Origin of the sequence: Neorhizobium sp. IRS_2294 (assembly GCF_050500145.1) — a bacterium.
Lineage (GTDB): Bacteria > Pseudomonadota > Alphaproteobacteria > Rhizobiales > Rhizobiaceae > Neorhizobium > Neorhizobium soli.
In genome coordinates this window covers 3270683-3285918 of sequence record NZ_CP191439.1, presented here as the reverse complement: position 1 = coordinate 3285918, position 15236 = coordinate 3270683, and the positions used below count along the sequence as shown (strand labels likewise).

16 protein-coding genes and 1 pseudogene are annotated in these 15236 nt (G+C 61.3%); 6 read left to right on the top strand and 11 right to left on the bottom strand.

Translation table 11 applies throughout. The annotated features are described in order from the left end of the window. The first annotated feature begins 196 nt into the window (after positions 1 to 196). From ACQY1K_RS15895 to ACQY1K_RS15885, 3 genes are all read left to right on the top strand, one after another. Entirely contained in the window at positions 197 to 2878 is a 2682-nt protein-coding gene (locus ACQY1K_RS15895) for a DNA translocase FtsK 4TM domain-containing protein (RefSeq protein WP_430257833.1), read from the top strand. Between the two features lie 93 nt (positions 2879 to 2971). Further along, positions 2972 to 3631 carry an outer membrane lipoprotein carrier protein LolA gene (locus ACQY1K_RS15890; protein ID WP_062581593.1) on the top strand — a complete coding sequence of 220 codons (660 nt, stop codon included), beginning with the start codon at positions 2972 to 2974 and terminating at the stop codon, positions 3629 to 3631. A gap of 111 nt (positions 3632 to 3742) precedes the next feature. Continuing rightward, a complete protein-coding gene (locus ACQY1K_RS15885; RefSeq protein ID WP_430257832.1) occupies positions 3743 to 4546 on the top strand; it encodes an exodeoxyribonuclease III in 804 nt (267 codons plus the stop codon). Positions 4547 to 4558: 12 nt separating this feature from the next. Here the strand turns inward: ACQY1K_RS15885 and ACQY1K_RS15880 are convergent, their stop codons facing one another. Next, positions 4559 to 5014 carry a cyclic nucleotide-binding domain-containing protein gene (locus tag ACQY1K_RS15880; protein ID WP_174197172.1) on the bottom strand — a complete coding sequence of 152 codons (456 nt, stop codon included), beginning with the start codon at positions 5012 to 5014 and terminating at the stop codon, positions 4559 to 4561. Positions 5015 to 5038: 24 nt separating this feature from the next. After that, on the bottom strand, positions 5039 to 5719 hold the full coding sequence (locus ACQY1K_RS15875) for a response regulator transcription factor (protein WP_062462280.1): 681 nt from the start codon (positions 5717 to 5719) through the stop codon (positions 5039 to 5041). Positions 5720 to 5842: 123 nt separating this feature from the next. Between ACQY1K_RS15875 and ACQY1K_RS15870 the strand changes: the two genes are divergently transcribed. Then, a complete protein-coding gene (locus ACQY1K_RS15870; RefSeq protein ID WP_430259045.1) occupies positions 5843 to 6394 on the top strand; it encodes a L,D-transpeptidase family protein in 552 nt (183 codons plus the stop codon). A 1-nt stretch (position 6395) separates the two neighbouring features. Here ACQY1K_RS15870 and ACQY1K_RS15865 read toward each other — a convergent pair. Both ACQY1K_RS15865 and leuC read right to left on the bottom strand, forming a co-directional pair. Further along, positions 6396 to 6575, bottom strand: a pseudogene (locus tag ACQY1K_RS15865) (EamA family transporter); the annotation flags it as partial. A 300-nt stretch (positions 6576 to 6875) separates the two neighbouring features. Continuing rightward, a complete protein-coding gene (gene leuC, locus ACQY1K_RS15860) occupies positions 6876 to 8285 on the bottom strand; it encodes a 3-isopropylmalate dehydratase large subunit (protein ID WP_062462289.1) in 1410 nt (469 codons plus the stop codon). Between the two features lie 329 nt (positions 8286 to 8614). Here leuC and ACQY1K_RS15855 point away from each other — a divergent pair, with 329 nt between their 5' ends. Then, positions 8615 to 9643, top strand: a complete 1029-nt coding sequence (locus tag ACQY1K_RS15855) for a sensor domain-containing diguanylate cyclase (RefSeq protein ID WP_430257831.1) — start codon at positions 8615 to 8617, stop codon at positions 9641 to 9643. Between the two features lie 30 nt (positions 9644 to 9673). On the opposite strand, the gene ACQY1K_RS15850 is transcribed toward ACQY1K_RS15855, so the two are convergent. The 3 genes from ACQY1K_RS15850 to rplS all read right to left on the bottom strand — a co-directional run bounded on the left by ACQY1K_RS15850 (position 9674) and on the right by rplS (position 12090). After that, positions 9674 to 10510, bottom strand: coding sequence for an amino acid ABC transporter permease (locus tag ACQY1K_RS15850; protein WP_430257830.1), 837 nt, complete (start codon positions 10508 to 10510; stop codon positions 9674 to 9676). Between the two features lie 40 nt (positions 10511 to 10550). Continuing rightward, positions 10551 to 11348 carry a transporter substrate-binding domain-containing protein gene (locus ACQY1K_RS15845; protein WP_062581607.1) on the bottom strand — a complete coding sequence of 266 codons (798 nt, stop codon included), beginning with the start codon at positions 11346 to 11348 and terminating at the stop codon, positions 10551 to 10553. A gap of 205 nt (positions 11349 to 11553) precedes the next feature. Then, entirely contained in the window at positions 11554 to 12090 is a 537-nt protein-coding gene (gene rplS / locus ACQY1K_RS15840) for a 50S ribosomal protein L19 (RefSeq protein ID WP_062462300.1), read from the bottom strand. Between the two features lie 270 nt (positions 12091 to 12360). On the opposite strand from rplS, the gene ACQY1K_RS15835 reads away from it, so the two are divergent. Next, a complete protein-coding gene (locus ACQY1K_RS15835) occupies positions 12361 to 13107 on the top strand; it encodes a sulfite exporter TauE/SafE family protein (RefSeq protein ID WP_062462303.1) in 747 nt (248 codons plus the stop codon). On the opposite strand, the gene trmD is transcribed toward ACQY1K_RS15835, so the two are convergent. From trmD to ACQY1K_RS15815, 4 genes are all read right to left on the bottom strand, one after another. Continuing rightward, positions 13104 to 13784 carry a tRNA (guanosine(37)-N1)-methyltransferase TrmD gene (trmD, locus tag ACQY1K_RS15830; protein ID WP_430257828.1) on the bottom strand — a complete coding sequence of 227 codons (681 nt, stop codon included), beginning with the start codon at positions 13782 to 13784 and terminating at the stop codon, positions 13104 to 13106. The two genes, ACQY1K_RS15835 and trmD, sit on opposite strands and share 4 nt — an antisense overlap. Positions 13785 to 13789: 5 nt before the next feature. Continuing rightward, positions 13790 to 14356, bottom strand: a complete 567-nt coding sequence (gene rimM / locus ACQY1K_RS15825) for a ribosome maturation factor RimM (protein ID WP_092660924.1) — start codon at positions 14354 to 14356, stop codon at positions 13790 to 13792. A 131-nt stretch (positions 14357 to 14487) separates the two neighbouring features. Then, positions 14488 to 14853, bottom strand: coding sequence for a 30S ribosomal protein S16 (gene rpsP / locus ACQY1K_RS15820; protein WP_062462306.1), 366 nt, complete (start codon positions 14851 to 14853; stop codon positions 14488 to 14490). A 57-nt stretch (positions 14854 to 14910) separates the two neighbouring features. Continuing rightward, a complete protein-coding gene (locus ACQY1K_RS15815) occupies positions 14911 to 15225 on the bottom strand; it encodes a chorismate mutase (RefSeq protein WP_430257827.1) in 315 nt (104 codons plus the stop codon). Positions 15226 to 15236: the final 11 nt, after the last annotated feature.

Below are 15236 nucleotides of genomic sequence, written 5' to 3'. Positions count from 1 at the left end.
GTCAATCTCTGATGACCATCACTTAAGCCCGGGCCTCTGGTCCGGGCTTTTGCGTTTTGCCAAGCGAATTCCAGCCGATCAATCTTGGTTAAAGTCGCGTTAACCATCGCGGGGGTATTCTGCCTGGAATTGCGTGACCGGCCGAAACCTGCCGGTTCATGAAACAGGCGGTTTTTCAGGACGGCGGGCAGACAAGATGGGCAGAAGCAGTTCGGCGGCTATGGCAAATCGATCCACCCGCCTGGTACTCACGGCCTTTGTCTGGCGACAGGCGCTCGCGCTGACAGGCTTTGGCATTTTCACGCTGCTGGCGCTGGCGGTGGCAGCCCTTGCCACGTGGAATGTCGCAGATCCGAGTTTCTCCTACGCCACCGACAACCCGCCTGCCAATATCCTCGGCTTTTCGGGCGCAGCCTTCGCCGACCTGATGATGCAGTTCCTCGGGCTTGCGAGCATCTTTGCGCTGCTCCCGATCCTTGCCCTGGCGCTCGCTCTGATTTCCGGGCGTCGTTACGATCGCATTCCGGCGCGGCTTGCAGCATGGGGCGGCGGCACGCTTCTGGCATCGGCAACGCTTGGCTGCTTTCCGGCACCGGCGACCTGGCCAATCCCGAACGGCATTGGCGGCGTGATCGGCGACATGATCCTGCGCTTTCCGGCTCTGTTCGTCGGCGCCTATCCGACCGGCATGGTCGCAACCGTGCTCGGCTGCATCTTCACCATTCCCTGCATTTGGCTGATGCTGTTTGCGTCAGGCTTTGTCGGCGAAGCCGTCGAGACCGAAAGCGATGACGACGATGCGCCTGTTGCCGCCGTCTCCGCGCGCAACCGGCAGGATGAGGACGATGACGGCGACGACAACGGCCTCTTCGGAGGCTTCCTGGCGTTCGGCGCACTGGCACACTACTGGTATATCGCTCAGGCGCGCCTGCGGCGGCTGACTGGGGCAAAGCCCCGCGCCCGTGTCGGTTTCGACCAGCCCTATGATTTCAACGACGACGAATTCGGCACACTGAACGAGCCGGTTCGTGCCAAGCAGGCCTCTGCCGGTGGCAGAAGCCGGATGGAGCCGTCGCTCGATGGCGCACCGGAGCGGGTCCTGTCGCCACGCCGGATCGTATCGGCACCGCCGATGTCCTCCAATGACGCGGATGACGACGATGATTCGTCGCTCGATACGGGAGACAATCCACGGCGCCCGGCCGGGATCCTCGCCGACCACGATGAGGATTTCGCGGCCGCGCGCGGGCCGAAATCTGCTGGCAACGGCTCTCCGCGCGTCGTCCCGGCGGCACCGCCTCCCAAGCCCAGCGCCCGCGTCGGTCGCGATGCGCAGGGCTCGTTCATTTCGCCGGAAGGGTTCCAACTGCCCTCCGTGCACCTGCTTGCCGAACCAAAGGCGATTGCCCGCGATGCTTCGCTGTCGGCTGACGCGCTGGAGCAGAACGCCCGCATGCTGGAAGGCGTGCTGGAGGATTTCGGCGTCAAGGGCGAGATCATCCACGTCCGCCCGGGCCCTGTCGTGACACTCTACGAACTGGAACCTGCGCCGGGCATCAAGTCGTCCCGCGTGATCGGACTTGCCGACGATATAGCCCGCTCCATGAGCGCCATTGCTGCCCGTGTCGCGGTCGTTCCCGGCCGCAACGCGATCGGGATCGAGCTGCCGAACCGAATTCGCGAAACCGTCTATCTGCGCGAAATGATCGGCTCGAAGGATTTCGAAACCAGCAAGGCAAAGCTTGCCATGGCACTCGGCAAGACGATCGGGGGCGAGCCTGTTGTCGCCGATCTCGCCAAGATGCCGCATCTTCTCGTGGCCGGTACCACCGGTTCGGGTAAGTCGGTTGCGATCAACACGATGATCCTCTCGCTTCTCTATCGTTACACGCCGGAGAAGTGCCGCCTGATCATGATCGACCCCAAGATGCTCGAGCTTTCCGTCTATGACGGGATCCCACATCTTCTGTCTCCCGTCGTCACCGATCCGAAGAAGGCCGTTGTCGCGCTCAAATGGACCGTCCGCGAGATGGAAGAGCGCTACAAGAAGATGTCGAAGATCGGCGTGCGCAATATCGACGGGTTCAATTCGCGCGTCGAGCAGGCGATGGAACGCGGCGAGGTTCTGACCCGTACCGTCCAGACCGGTTTCGATCGCCAGACCGGCGAGGCGGTTTACGAGACGGAAGAGTTCGACCTGCAGCCGATCCCCTATATCGTCGTCATCATAGACGAAATGGCCGACCTGATGATGGTGGCCGGCAAGGATATCGAAGGCGCTGTCCAGCGTCTGGCGCAGATGGCGCGTGCGGCCGGCATCCATGTGATCATGGCGACGCAGCGCCCCTCGGTCGACGTCATTACCGGCACGATCAAGGCCAACTTCCCGACCCGTATCTCGTTCCAGGTCACGTCGAAGATCGACAGCCGTACCATTCTCGGCGAACAGGGTGCCGAACAGCTGCTGGGTCAGGGCGATATGCTCTATATGGCGGGCGGCGGTCGGATTCAGCGTGTCCACGGGCCTTTCGTCTCCGATACCGAGGTCGAAGAGATCGTCGCCTACTTGAAAACTCAAGGGTCGCCCCAATATCTCGAAGCTATCACGGCTGATGACGACGAGGATGGCGAGGGCGCAGGACCTGCCGGCACTTCCAACCTCTCCGACTCGGACGATCCTTACGACCAGGCGGTGGCGGTTGTGCTCAAAGACGGCAAGGCCTCCACATCCTACATCCAGCGCCGTCTCGGCATCGGCTACAACCGTGCGGCATCGCTGATCGAGCGGATGGAGCAGGAGGGCCTGATCGGCCCGGCCAACCATGCCGGAAAGCGCGAGATCCTCGTGCCGACCGAAGCGGATGTGCTGGATCGGTAAGGCCGGTAAAGCGGTCTTCAGGGGTTCGTGATCCGGCGCAAGCGGCCATCAAGACGCCGTGTTTCCACAACAGAAACACGGAAGGAGACCAGAATGACAGAACAAAAGACCACTCTTTCCAAAAGCATGACCGGACTTCTCGGCCGTCGCCAGTTCTCGCTCGGCCTTGCCGGCGGTGTTGCCGGACTGCTGGTTGCGGGAGCGGCCAAGCCCGTTCTGGCGCAGGCCGCAGCCGGTGCCTCGGCTCAGCGGATCGCCGACCATTTCTCGTCGGTGAAGACGATGATGGGCGAGTTCGTTCAGTTCGGGCCGCGCGGTGAACAGACCGGCGGCAAATTCTTTATCGAACGCCCCGGCAAGCTGCGCTTCAACTTCGAGGATCCGTCGCCGCTGCGCGTGATTGCCGATGGTCGCAACGTGGTCGTGGGCAACGTCAAGCTCAAGACCTGGGATATCTACCCGCTGTCGAAGACGCCGCTCAGCCTGCTCTTGTCCGAGCGCATCGATTTGACATCCGCGACCGTGCGCAGCGTGCGTGAGGAAACCGACCTGACGACGATCGTGCTCGGCAACAAGTCGATCTTCGGCGACTCGACTATCACCATGATGTTCGACACCAAGACCTTCGACCTTCGCCAGTGGACGATCACCGACGCCCAGAACAAGGATACGTCCGTGATGGTCTATAACGTCCGCAACGGCGTGGCGATGGACGAGAGAGTGTTCACCATCCCCTATGATCAGGTGAAGTAAGACATATCGACTAGGACGGATCGCTTTTGGAGGGCTGCGGAAACGCGGCCCTTTTTGCTTTTCCTGCTATGCGAAATTGCCTAGAGGTGATGCCCATCAGCGAGGGCAGGCATGACATTCTCCATCACCACCTGGAACATCAACTCGGTCCGGCTTCGGATGCCGATCGTGCAGCAGTTCATTATCCGCAACCAGCCGGACATTCTCTGCCTGCAGGAGATCAAGTGCCAGGAGCCTGAGTTTCCCTACCAGCCGCTGAGAGACCTCGGCTACGAGCATATCATCGTGCATGGCCAGAAGGGCTATCACGGCGTCGCCATCGCCTCGAGGATCCCGCTGTCGGAAGATCACCGCCAGAACTACTGCAATGTCGGCGATGCCCGGCACATCTCGGCGCTTTTCGGGACGGGTACCCGGCGCATCCGGGTGCATAATTTCTACGTGCCTGCGGGAGGCGACGAGCCGGACCGGACGATCAATCCGAAATTCGGTCACAAGCTGGATTTTGTCGAAGAGATGAAGGTTTTGCAGGCCGATGCGAAGCCCGGCATTTCGTCGATTCTCGTCGGCGATCTGAATATCGCACCGCTGGAGCACGATGTGTGGTCGCACAAGCAGCTTCTGAGGATCGTCAGTCACACGCCGGTCGAAACTGAGGGCATGAAGGAGATCATCTCCAAGGGCGGCTGGCTCGATCTGATGCGCCAGTACACGCCGGAGCCGGAAAAGATCTATACCTGGTGGAGCTACCGCGCCAAGGACTGGGAAGCCGCCAACAAGGGCCGCCGCCTCGACCATATCTGGTCGTCGCCGGACCTTGGCCCGTTCCTTGACCGGATCGAGGTGCTGAAGGAAGCCCGCGGCTGGACCCAGCCATCGGACCACGTTCCGGTGACGGCAGTGTTCAAGTTCTGAGGAGCAGTCGTCTCAGCGGAACCGGTGCTGCATGGCGAGTGCTGCCTTGGCGAGGTTGACGATGTTGTCGCGGATGCGGTTTTCGATCAACCGACCGACCTGCGGATATTCCTCCAGCAGGCGCTCGAACAGGGATCGGCCGATCCTCAGCGTTTCGGAATCTTCGGCGGCGATTGCCGTGAACTTGCGCTCGACCATGGTCACCAGCGCGAGCTCGGATAGAAGCGTGCCGGCCCCGACCGTCTTGTCGAGACGAACGGTGCCGTCGCGGGTGGTCGAGTAGAGGTCGAAACTACCTCTGCAGATGATGAAGGCGGATTCGGCGGGCGAGCGTTCGCGGAAAAGCTCCTGGCCTGTCGATGTCGAACGCCGTTCGGCACCGAACGCGATCAGCCGCAGCTGGTCGCTATCCAGTTCCCTGAAAAGCGGCACTTGCGACAGAAGCCGGATATCGTCGGACAGTGCCATTTTACGGGTTTGCGGTCTTCGGGGTTAAGGAACGATCTTGTATCCACCGTTTTCCGTCACCAGAATCTCAGCATTCGAGGGGTCGCGCTCGATCTTCTGTCTCAGACGATAGACATGGGTTTCCAGTGTATGCGTTGTAACGCCGGAATTATAGCCCCATACTTCTTCCAGAAGAATATCGCGTGTGACGACCTTCAGCCCTGCGCGATAGAGATAGCGGATGATCGCCGCTTCCTTTTCGGTCAGACGGATCTTCTTGCCATCGTCCGTGGTCAGAAGCTTCTGGCTCGGCTTGAACAGGTAGGGGCCGACGGTGAACGTGGCGTCCTCGCTCTGTTCGTACTGGCGAAGCTGGGCGCGGATACGCGCCAGCAGGACCGCAAAGCGGAACGGCTTCGTCACATAATCGTTGGCGCCGGCTTCGAGGCCGAGGATCGTGTCGGAATCGGTGTCGTGGCCGGTCAGCATGATGATCGGGGCCTTGAAGCCGTTCTTGCGCAGGACCTTGACCGCCTCGCGGCCGTCCATATCCGGCAAGCCGACATCCATGATCAGAAGATCGACCTGGGTCGCCTTGGCGGTATTGACCGCCTTGGTTGCATTGGCTTCCTGCAGGATCGAGAATTCGTCGTAGAAGCCGAGCTGCTCCACAAGCGTCTCGCGCAGATCATCGTCGTCATCGACCAGCAGTATCGTTCTCGCCATGCAGTTCTTGCCTTCCTTAGCGCCTATTGCGTTTGTAAGACGTATCTAGGGATCTTCGATGTAAAACCCAACCCGCTATGAATTCAAACGAAATCATATTCAAAGCAAAACCTTGTGAGTGAAATGCATCGTTTTCGCGAGAAAGATCACAAAACCGGACCCGTCGTCGTAGTTCGTACCGCGCCGCGTGACCGCCGGCGTGCCATCGTGACATGCAGCGGGATCACCGTCCAGGCAGCGCTGGGGCGATCCGGAACGACCGCCTTCAAGCGCGAAGGCGACGGAGGAACGCCGATTGCCGCGATGCGGATCCTCAGCGGCTTCATCCGCGGCGACCGTCTTTCCGTGCCGGGCACGCGGCTTCCGCTTCGCCGCATCGGCCACGACATGCTGTGGTGCGACGAGCCGAAGCACCCGGCCTACAACCGCCTGGTGAAGGCCCCGTTCAAACCCTCCCATGAGGAGATGCAACGGGCAGACGAACTCTACGATATCTGCCTCGTGCTCGACTGGAACATCACCTCGCGCAAGCGCCACGGCGGCTCGGCCATCTTCTTCCACCTGATCCGCCCGGGCTACCAGCCGACCGCCGGCTGCGTCGCGGTTCACCCACGCGACATGAAGCGGCTGCTGCCGTTTCTGCGCAAGGGGACGATTGTGAGGGTGCTGGGATAGGCTACCGGCCGATGGCAATCGCACCGGCCGCCACGATGAGCCCTGCCACGATGCGCTTCGGTGTGAGTGTCTCGCCGAGGAACAGCCTGCCGATGATCATCGCGAAGACCACGCTCGTTTCGCGGATGGCGGTGATGGGGCCGGCAGGTCCCATGGAGTAGGCGATGATGACGACGCCATAGCCTGTCGGCGCCCGAGCGCAGGAATGCATTCCAGCTGGCATGCATGACGGCGGCTGTAAGCGCCAGCGCGATGACGGTCGGGCTCATTGCTTGGCGATCCTTCCGGCCCGCGGCAAAAGACGGAGCGGGCAGACAGGCATTGCCGTACCGATCTCCTTAAAAATCTACCGTATTGGCGCGTCCCGAAAGGTCAAACGTGTTTTCCTGAACCGGCTGTGAGCGCTGCTCATCGCAGCAAAAAGCCGCCGGATGCTTTCACATCCAGCGGCTTCGCTTGTCTGGCATGAAGAGCCTCCAGCCTATTTCCAGTCGCGGATATCCACGAAGCGACCGGCGACGGCGGCAGCTGCTGCCATGGCCGGTGAGACCAGGTGGGTGCGGCCCTTGGAGCCCTGACGGCCCTCGAAATTGCGGTTCGAGGTCGAAGCGCAGCGTTCATAGGGGTTCAGGCGGTCGTCGTTCATGGCAAGGCACATGGAGCAGCCAGGCTCGCGCCAATCGAAACCGGCAGCCTTGAAGATCCGGTCGAGACCTTCGGCTTCCGCCTGTTCCTTGACGAGGCCGGAGCCCGGAACGACCATGGCCGACACCGTCGACGCAACGGTCTTGCCTTCGACCATCTTTGCCGCAGCGCGCAGATCCTCGATGCGGCCGTTGGTGCAGGAGCCGATAAAGACGCGATCGATGGTGATGTCGGTCATCTTCGTGCCCGGCGTCAGGCCCATATATTCGAGCGCGCGCCATTTGGAGGTGCGCTTGTTCTCGTCCTTGATCTGGTCCGGATCCGGCACCGTGCCTTCGATCGTGGTGACGTCCTCGGGCGAGGAGCCCCAGGAAACGATCGGGGGCAGGGCGGCGGCATCCAGTACGACGACCTTGTCGTAGTGAGCGCCTTCGTCAGTATGCAGCGTCTTCCAGTAATCGACGGCCATATCCCAGGCGGTGCCCTTCGGCGCCCGTGGCTTGCCCTTGATATATTCGAATGTCGTCTCATCAGGCGCGATCAGGCCGGCACGGGCGCCGCCTTCGATCGTCATGTTGCAGACGGTCATGCGGCCTTCCATGGAGAGCGACCGGATCGCCTCGCCGGCAAACTCGATGACGTGTCCGGTGCCGCCGGCCGTGCCGATTTCGCCGATGATCGACAGGATGACGTCCTTTGCCGTGACGCCGGCGGGCAGTTTGCCGTCGACGCGCACCAGCATGTTCTTGGCCTTGGTCTGCAGCAGCGTCTGGGTGGCCAGAACGTGCTCCACTTCCGACGTGCCGATGCCGTGCGCCAGCGAACCGAAGGCGCCGTGCGTCGAGGTATGGCTGTCACCGCAGACGATCGTCATGCCCGGCAGGGTAAAACCCTGTTCCGGCCCGACGATATGGACGATACCCTGGCGGACATCGCTTTCGGAAAAGTATTCGACGCCGAAATCCCTGGCGTTTTCCGCCAGCGCCTCGACCTGGATGCGGCTCTCCTCGTTCTTGATGCCGAGGTGACGGTCAGGCGAGGTGGGCACGTTGTGGTCGACGACGGCGAGCGTGCGCTGCGGCGAGCGCACCTTGCGTCCGGCAAGGCGCAGGCCCTCGAAGGCCTGCGGGCTCGTCACCTCATGCACCAGGTGACGGTCGATATAGAGAAGACAGGTATCGTTTTCATCGCGGGAGACGACGTGGTCGTCCCAGATCTTGTCATACAAAGTACGAGGTGCGCTCATGGCTGCGGTCCAATAAGATTGAGAATGGGTGGGGAAATAGAGGCGGCATCTTAGGCCGCGCCGGACATGTCTGCCCGGTCAGCTAAGTCGGCTGCATAGAGCGCCGGATACGCGCGCAAAAAAGCGTGACGGCAGACGCTTGTGGTCCTGCAGCACGATCATGCGGTTCGCGAGACATCCGAATTTCGATCCCATGGCAAAGGGTGTAGCAGTTTTTTGAATGCTCGGCAATTGCCTCCAGAAAACGTACATGCGAGAACGCTACTAAAGGAACCCCCTCATGGGGGGCCGGTCTGCAGCGCCTCCCGGGCCTGAAAGAGGAGACGAGAATGGCTTTGCCAGCCCAGCTTCCCGACAACGAGGCTGAACGCCTGCTCTCTGTGCGGGCCCTGATTTCCGCCGACGGACCCTCCACGCCGGAGCTCGAGGCGCTTGTGAAGCTTGCCAAGGATGTGTTCACGACGCCTTATGCGGCCGTCAACATCGTCGACGCCGATTGGCATCGGGTGGCCTGCCAAGTTGGCATTCGAACGAGCGAATGCCCGCGCGACATCTCGATCTGCTCCCGTGTCGTGTTCGACAACGAGGTCGTGGTGGTTCCCGATCTTGCCCGCCATCCGGAACTGCGCGATCTTCCTTATGTGCTGGGCGAGCCGGGTTTCAGGTCCTATGCCGGTGCGCCGGTCGCGCTGGAGCCGGGTCTTCCCGTTGGTGCCTTCTGCCTTCTCGATACCGAGCCGCGCGAATTCAGCGACCGGGAGATCGCCAATCTCATGCATTTCGCCGAGGTGGCGAGCGGTCTTTTGCGGCTGCAGAAGGCAAATCATGTGATGGGCTTTGCCGAGGAAAAGCTGCGGCTGGCCGCGATCACCGATCCGATGACCGGTTTCTACAATCGCGCGGCGCTGGTCTCTATCGTCGACGGCATGCTGGCCGATGCGTTTTCGGCGCAGCAGACGGTCGGCGTTCTCTACATGGATATGGACGGGTTCAAGACGATCAACGACACGCTCGGCCATCCCGCGGGCGATGACGTGCTGAAGCAGGCGGCGCAACGCATTACCGAATGCCTCGGTGTCCAGGAAATTGCCGTCAGGATGGGTGGCGACGAGTTCGCCGTCTTTGTTCCGAACCTTGCCAATGCCGATGCGCTGGCCGGTCTTTCGGAACGCCTCGTGAAACGGTTCCGCAGCCCGTTTGCCGTGGGCAGGCATATCGTCAATGCACGTCTGAGCGTGGGTGCTGCCCTTGCGCCGCATGCAGGGTCGGATCGCCTCAGCCTGTTGCAGGCCGTGGACGAAGCGCTGTACGAGGCGAAGGCATCCGGCCGCGACAGGTTCGTCCTCAGGTCCTCCTGACGGCTCGCAAAGGAAACGTCCTGCGCCGCACTATCGGCGGCTTGCCTTTCTGATCCCCTGTTCCCGCATCTTCTTTTCGACCTGCCGCAAGGCGATCGACAGGCCGATCGTCAGGATCAGGTAGATATAGGCGACGATCGAATAGGTCTCGAAAAACCGGAACGAGCCGGACGCATAGATCTTGCCGGCCTGGCTGATATCGGCGACGCCGAGAACCGAGACGAGGGAACTGTCCTTCACCATGGCAACGAAGTCGTTCGAGAGCGGCGGGAAGATCACCCGTATCGCTTGCGGAAAGATGACGAGGCGAAAGCGCTGACCCCGCGTCAACCCGAGCGCCATGGCCGCTTCGACCTGGCCGCGATCGATGGACTGGAAACCGGCGCGAAAGATCTCGGCGATAAAGGCCGAATAGCCGATCGTCAGCGCAATGATCGCACGCCACATCAAAGAGAGATCACGGACCTGCATCGGCTCGAGAAAGCCGCCGTCGACCAGCGGCGCGATCAGGACATTGTAAAAACCGACGATCGCCGGTGCGCCGGCAAAGGCAATGTAGAATAAAAGCACCAGGATCGGGATGCCGCGCACGACTTCCACATAGAAGCGCGCCGCTTGCCGGAGGGCCAGGCGATCGGAAAGGCCCGCAAGGGCGATGGCCAGCCCCAGAGCGGTGGCAAGCACGAAGGCCGTGACCGTCACGAACACCGTCACCCAGATGCCGCGCGAGACGGTGGCGAAAACCTGGGCATAGAGATCGTTGACGACGATCACGGCTGCGAGCGCGAGGCCTATGACGACGACGGCTGCGAGCCACCACGGACGATCACCATCGCCGCCCGATGTCGGCAGGGTCTGAAAGGTCATCAGGTTTCGACCCTGTCCGCGGTGCCTGCCATCCTGATGGTCACTGGCCCATCTTGTAGTCGAGGAACCACTTTTTGTTCAGGGCATCCAGCGTGCCGTCGGCTTTCAGCGCGGCGATCGCGGCGTTGACGGGGGCGGCCAGATCCGATCCCTTCTTGAAGATGAAGCCGAAATCTTCGGCTCCGAGCGGGCCGCCGATCACCTTCAACCCGCCGTTCGACGCGTCGACATAGCCCTTGGCCGCGACGCTGTCGGTCAGCACGAGATCGACGTCTCCACCTTTCAGAGCCTGCACGGTTGCGCCAAAGGTTTCGAACAGCTTGATGCGTGGGTTCTGCTCGTTGCCGTCGAGGATGCTGTAGACTGACGTGTAGAAGGGCGATGTGCCTGGCTGGGCGCCGATCAGTGCGCCGTCTACGGCCGCAAAGGCCTTTTCATCGGCAAAGCGGGTTTCGTCGCCCCGCACCAGCATGAACTGTTCCGAGCGCAGGTAGGGATCGGAGAAATCGACCTGCGCCTTGCGCTCATCCTTGATGGTGATGCCGGTCATGCCGATGTCGTACTGGCCATCGGACACGGCCTGAATCATCGCGTCCCAGCTGACATTCTGGTACTCGACCTTGAAGTTCAGCCGCTTGGCGATCTCATTCATCGCATCATACTCCCAGCCGATCGCCTGGCCCGTCTTCGGATCGACGAACTGCAGGGGCGGGTAGGCGTTTTCGGTGACGACGACCACGGAACGGGCCTTCAGGTCCGGCAGGTTTTGCGCAAAAGCAGTGACCGGTGCCAGGCTTGCAACTGCGAGGGCGGCAATGACAAAACGTCTTTTCAGCATGGGGCGATCCTCAAGAGAAATATCTCAGCCAAATCTCACCAATTTCTGCGGGAAGACAAGCACAACCATTCCCTCAGACGAAGATCGCCGGGTTTGCCTTTGCAGACGCAACTGCGGTGGGGTCGATATCAATGCCCGAGGACAATCGCAGGCAATAAAAAAGGCGGCCAACCGGCCGCCTTTTCGCATCCCATGAAGGGAAATCTTATTCAGCAGATGCTGCTTCTGCAGCCTTTGCTTCTTCCGCAGCCTTCGCTTCAGCGGCTTCTGCTGCTGCCTTGTCGGCGGCGAGAGCCTGTGCTGCTGCGATCTTTTCAGCTTCGATGCGTGCCTTTTCTTCGACAACTGCAGCGCGCTCGGCTTCGTTCAGCTTGCGTGCACGCGTGCCGGTGTTCTCGACGATACGAGCCGACTTGCCGCGACGATCGCGCAGGTAGTACAGCTTGGCGCGACGGACGCGACCGCGGCGAACGATTTCGACGCCTTCGACGAGCGGCGAGTAGACCGGGAATACGCGCTCGACGCCTTCGCCGTAGGAGATCTTGCGAACGGTGAAGCTTTCGTTGATGCCACCGCCGGAACGGGCGATGCAAACGCCTTCATAGGCCTGTACGCGGGTACGGGTGCCTTCCGTCACGCGGACGTTGACGCGGACGGTGTCGCCCGGGGAAAATTCTGGAAGCGAGCGCTTGGCTTCGATCTTGGCGACCTGTTCGGCCTCAAGCTGCTGGATGATGTTCATGTGTCAAACCTCAGGTTTTTCTGAAACAGCCAGAGCGCTCTTAGGATCCGTTGGTCAAAGCCTCTGGATCTGCCTTGCGGCAGAGCGTTTCGCCATTCTTTGTTGCTGGCAGACGGGACAGTTTTCCCATTTCCGTTCGCGCCATTACACGAAAGGCATGCGCTTGTCATCGGGCATGCCGCAATTTTGTGGCGATCGGTGGCGTTTTCGCCGCTTGCTGCCTCTCTATAGCAGGTCTAAAGGCTGACCGAAAAGAATTCGGGAGGATTCATGTCGATCACCATGGTGGTGCTGTTGGCCGCTGCCGGCTTTTTCTCGGGCGCCGCCAACGCGATTGCCGGCGGCGGGACGTTTCTCGTCTTCGGCGCCTTGACGCTTGCCGGCGTGCCGCCGATCTCGGCCAATGCAACATCGTCGATCGTGCAGTTTCCGGGCTATGTCACCTCGACGCTTGCCTATCGCCGCGAGATTGCCAGCCACTGGCGAAGTGCTTTGGCGCTCGCAATCGTCTCCGTCATCGGCTCGATTTTGGGAGCGCTGATCCTGCTGGCGCTCGACAATGACGCGTTTCGCCAGGTCGTGCCGTGGCTCCTGGGCGCCGCGACCGCCGTGTTTGCGGCAGGCCCATGGCTTAAGCCGAAAGCCTCGTCCGAGCGCCCTGCCAACTCGCCGCTTTCGGTCATCGGTCAGTTCCTGACATCGATCTATGGTGGGTTCTTCGGGGCCGGAATGGGGATCATGATGCTGGCGGTGCTGGGTATGACGACCGGCGGCAGCTATCACCATCTCAACGCGCTGAAGAACATGCTGGCGGCGCTGATTGCCGGCGTCGCGATCGTCGTCTTTGTCGGCGGCGGCGTGATTGCCTGGCCGGAAACGATCATCATGATGCCGGCCGGCGCGCTTGGCGGCTATTGCGGCGTGTGGCTCGCACGGCGCGTTCCGCAGGCAGTGCTGCGCTGGTGCGTGGTGGCGGTCGGCGCAGGCCTCACCGTCTACTATTTCGTCACCGGCTAGCTCTCGTTCAGCAGGTCCGGGCGGCGTTCCCGAGTAAGCCGCAGCGACTGTTCGAGCCGCCATTTCTTGATCGCGGCATGGTTGCCGGAGGTCAGAATAGCGGGGATTTCCCGGTCTTCGAAGACCTGTGGGCGGGTATAATGCGGATGTTCGAGCAGGCCGTGCTCGAAGCTTTCGTGGGTGCCGGACAGGGCATTGCCCATCACGCCCGGCAGAATGCGCACGACGCTATCGAGCAGGGTCAGGGCTGCCGGCTCGCCGCCCGAAAGGATATAGTCGCCGATCGACACTTCCTCGAGCTGGCGTGCATCGATCACCCGCTGGTCGACGCCTTCGAAACGTCCGCAGACGATCACCACGCCCTCGCCATCGCCAAGCTCGCGAACGCGCTTCTGGCTGAGCGGCTTTCCGCGCGGGCTCATCAGCAGGCGGGGGCGGCTGTCATCTGCGAGGGAATCGATCGCCTTGCCGAGAATATCCGCCCGCAGCACCATGCCGGCGCCGCCGCCGGCCGGCGTGTCGTCCACGGTGCGGTGCTTGTCCTCGGCGAAATCACGGATCTGCATCGCCTCAAGCGACCACTGCCCGCGTTCCATCGCTTTTCCGGAGAGGGAAAAGCCGAGATGGCCGGGAAACATTTCCGGATAGAGGGTGAGCACCGTGGCGCGAAACGGCATCGCGGTCACTTGTCCTTACGCGGAAAATTCGAGTTCGCGCCGTCTTCGTCCGGGTTTTCGATGAGGCCTGCGGCTTCGGGATCAATCAGGATCTTGCCGCCTTCGAGATCGATCTCCAGAACGGCTGCCTCGGTAAACGGAATGAGCGACGGACGACGGCCGGGGCCTTTCAGCTCCAGAAGGTCGCCCGCGCCGAAATCGAACACGGCGCTGACCGTGCCAAAGCTCTTGCCGTCCTTGTCGACCGCTTCCAGGCCCTCTAGGTCGGCGTAGTAGAATTCGTCGTCGTCCAGTTCCTCGTCCGGCAGGTTGTCACGGTCGACGAACAGCTCGATGCCGTTCAGCGCTTCTGCATCCTCGCGGCTGTTGATGCCGCGGAAGCGGACGATGACGACTGTTTTCGCTTCGCGGATATCGAGGATCTCGAAGACGCGGCCGTCGGCGGTGTAAAGGTTGCCGTAGTCGCCGAGCGCCGTCGGGTCCTCGGTAAAGGATTTCACCCGCACCTCGCCCCGCAGGCCCTGGGCAGCGCCGATCGTTGCCATCAGAACTGGGTTTTCGAGCTTGGTCATGCGGGAAGGCTCCGGTTTCTTCGCGCCCATTTAAGCGCAACACAGTGAAATGAAAACAGTCTCGGCGGAATGAAAACAGCAAAACGGGCGGTGCGTTGCCGCACCACCCGTCGAAGCAAAAGAAGCAGATCTTATTCCGCGGCAGCAGCTGCCTTGGCGTCTTCGATCTTCTTTGCGCGCTCGGCAGTGCGTTCCTGAGCCTTCTTGCCCGGCTTCGCCTTTTCCGGGTTGCTCTTGGCATCGCGCTGGCCAACGCCGGCTTCTGCCAGGAAGCGCAGAACGCGGTCGGTCGGCTGTGCGCCGTTGTCGAGCCAATGCTGAACGCGCTCTACGTTGACTTCAACGCGCTTTGCGTCGTCCTTGGCAAGCATCGGGTTCCACGAACCGACCTTTTCCAGGAAGCGGCCGTCACGCGGCGAACGGGCGTCAGCAACGACGATCGTGTAGTAAGGACGCTTCTTCGAGCCACCACGGGCAAGACGGATCTTCAAGGGCATTGTATTCACTCCTAGGTTTGTCTGGGCCGCCGTCCCGGCGGGCCGTGTCGTTATTGTTTAAGCAGTTTCCTTACCGCCGTGTTCGGCGGCGATGGCTTCATGATGCCGGATGACTTCCTTGATGACGAAGTTCAGGAACTTCTCGGCGAAATCCGGATCCAGATGAGCGTCGTCCGCCAGACGGCGAAGGCGTTCGATCTGGTATTCCTCGCGCGCCGGGTCTGCCGGCGGCAAATCGTATTGGGCTTTGAGGACGCCCACTTCCTTGGTGCAGCGAAAGCGTTCCGCCAGCATATGCACCAGTGCCGCATCGATATTGTCGATCGACTGGCGGTAGCTCGAAAGCTTTGCGTTGATTTCAGGGTCAACCATCGTGTGCTCCC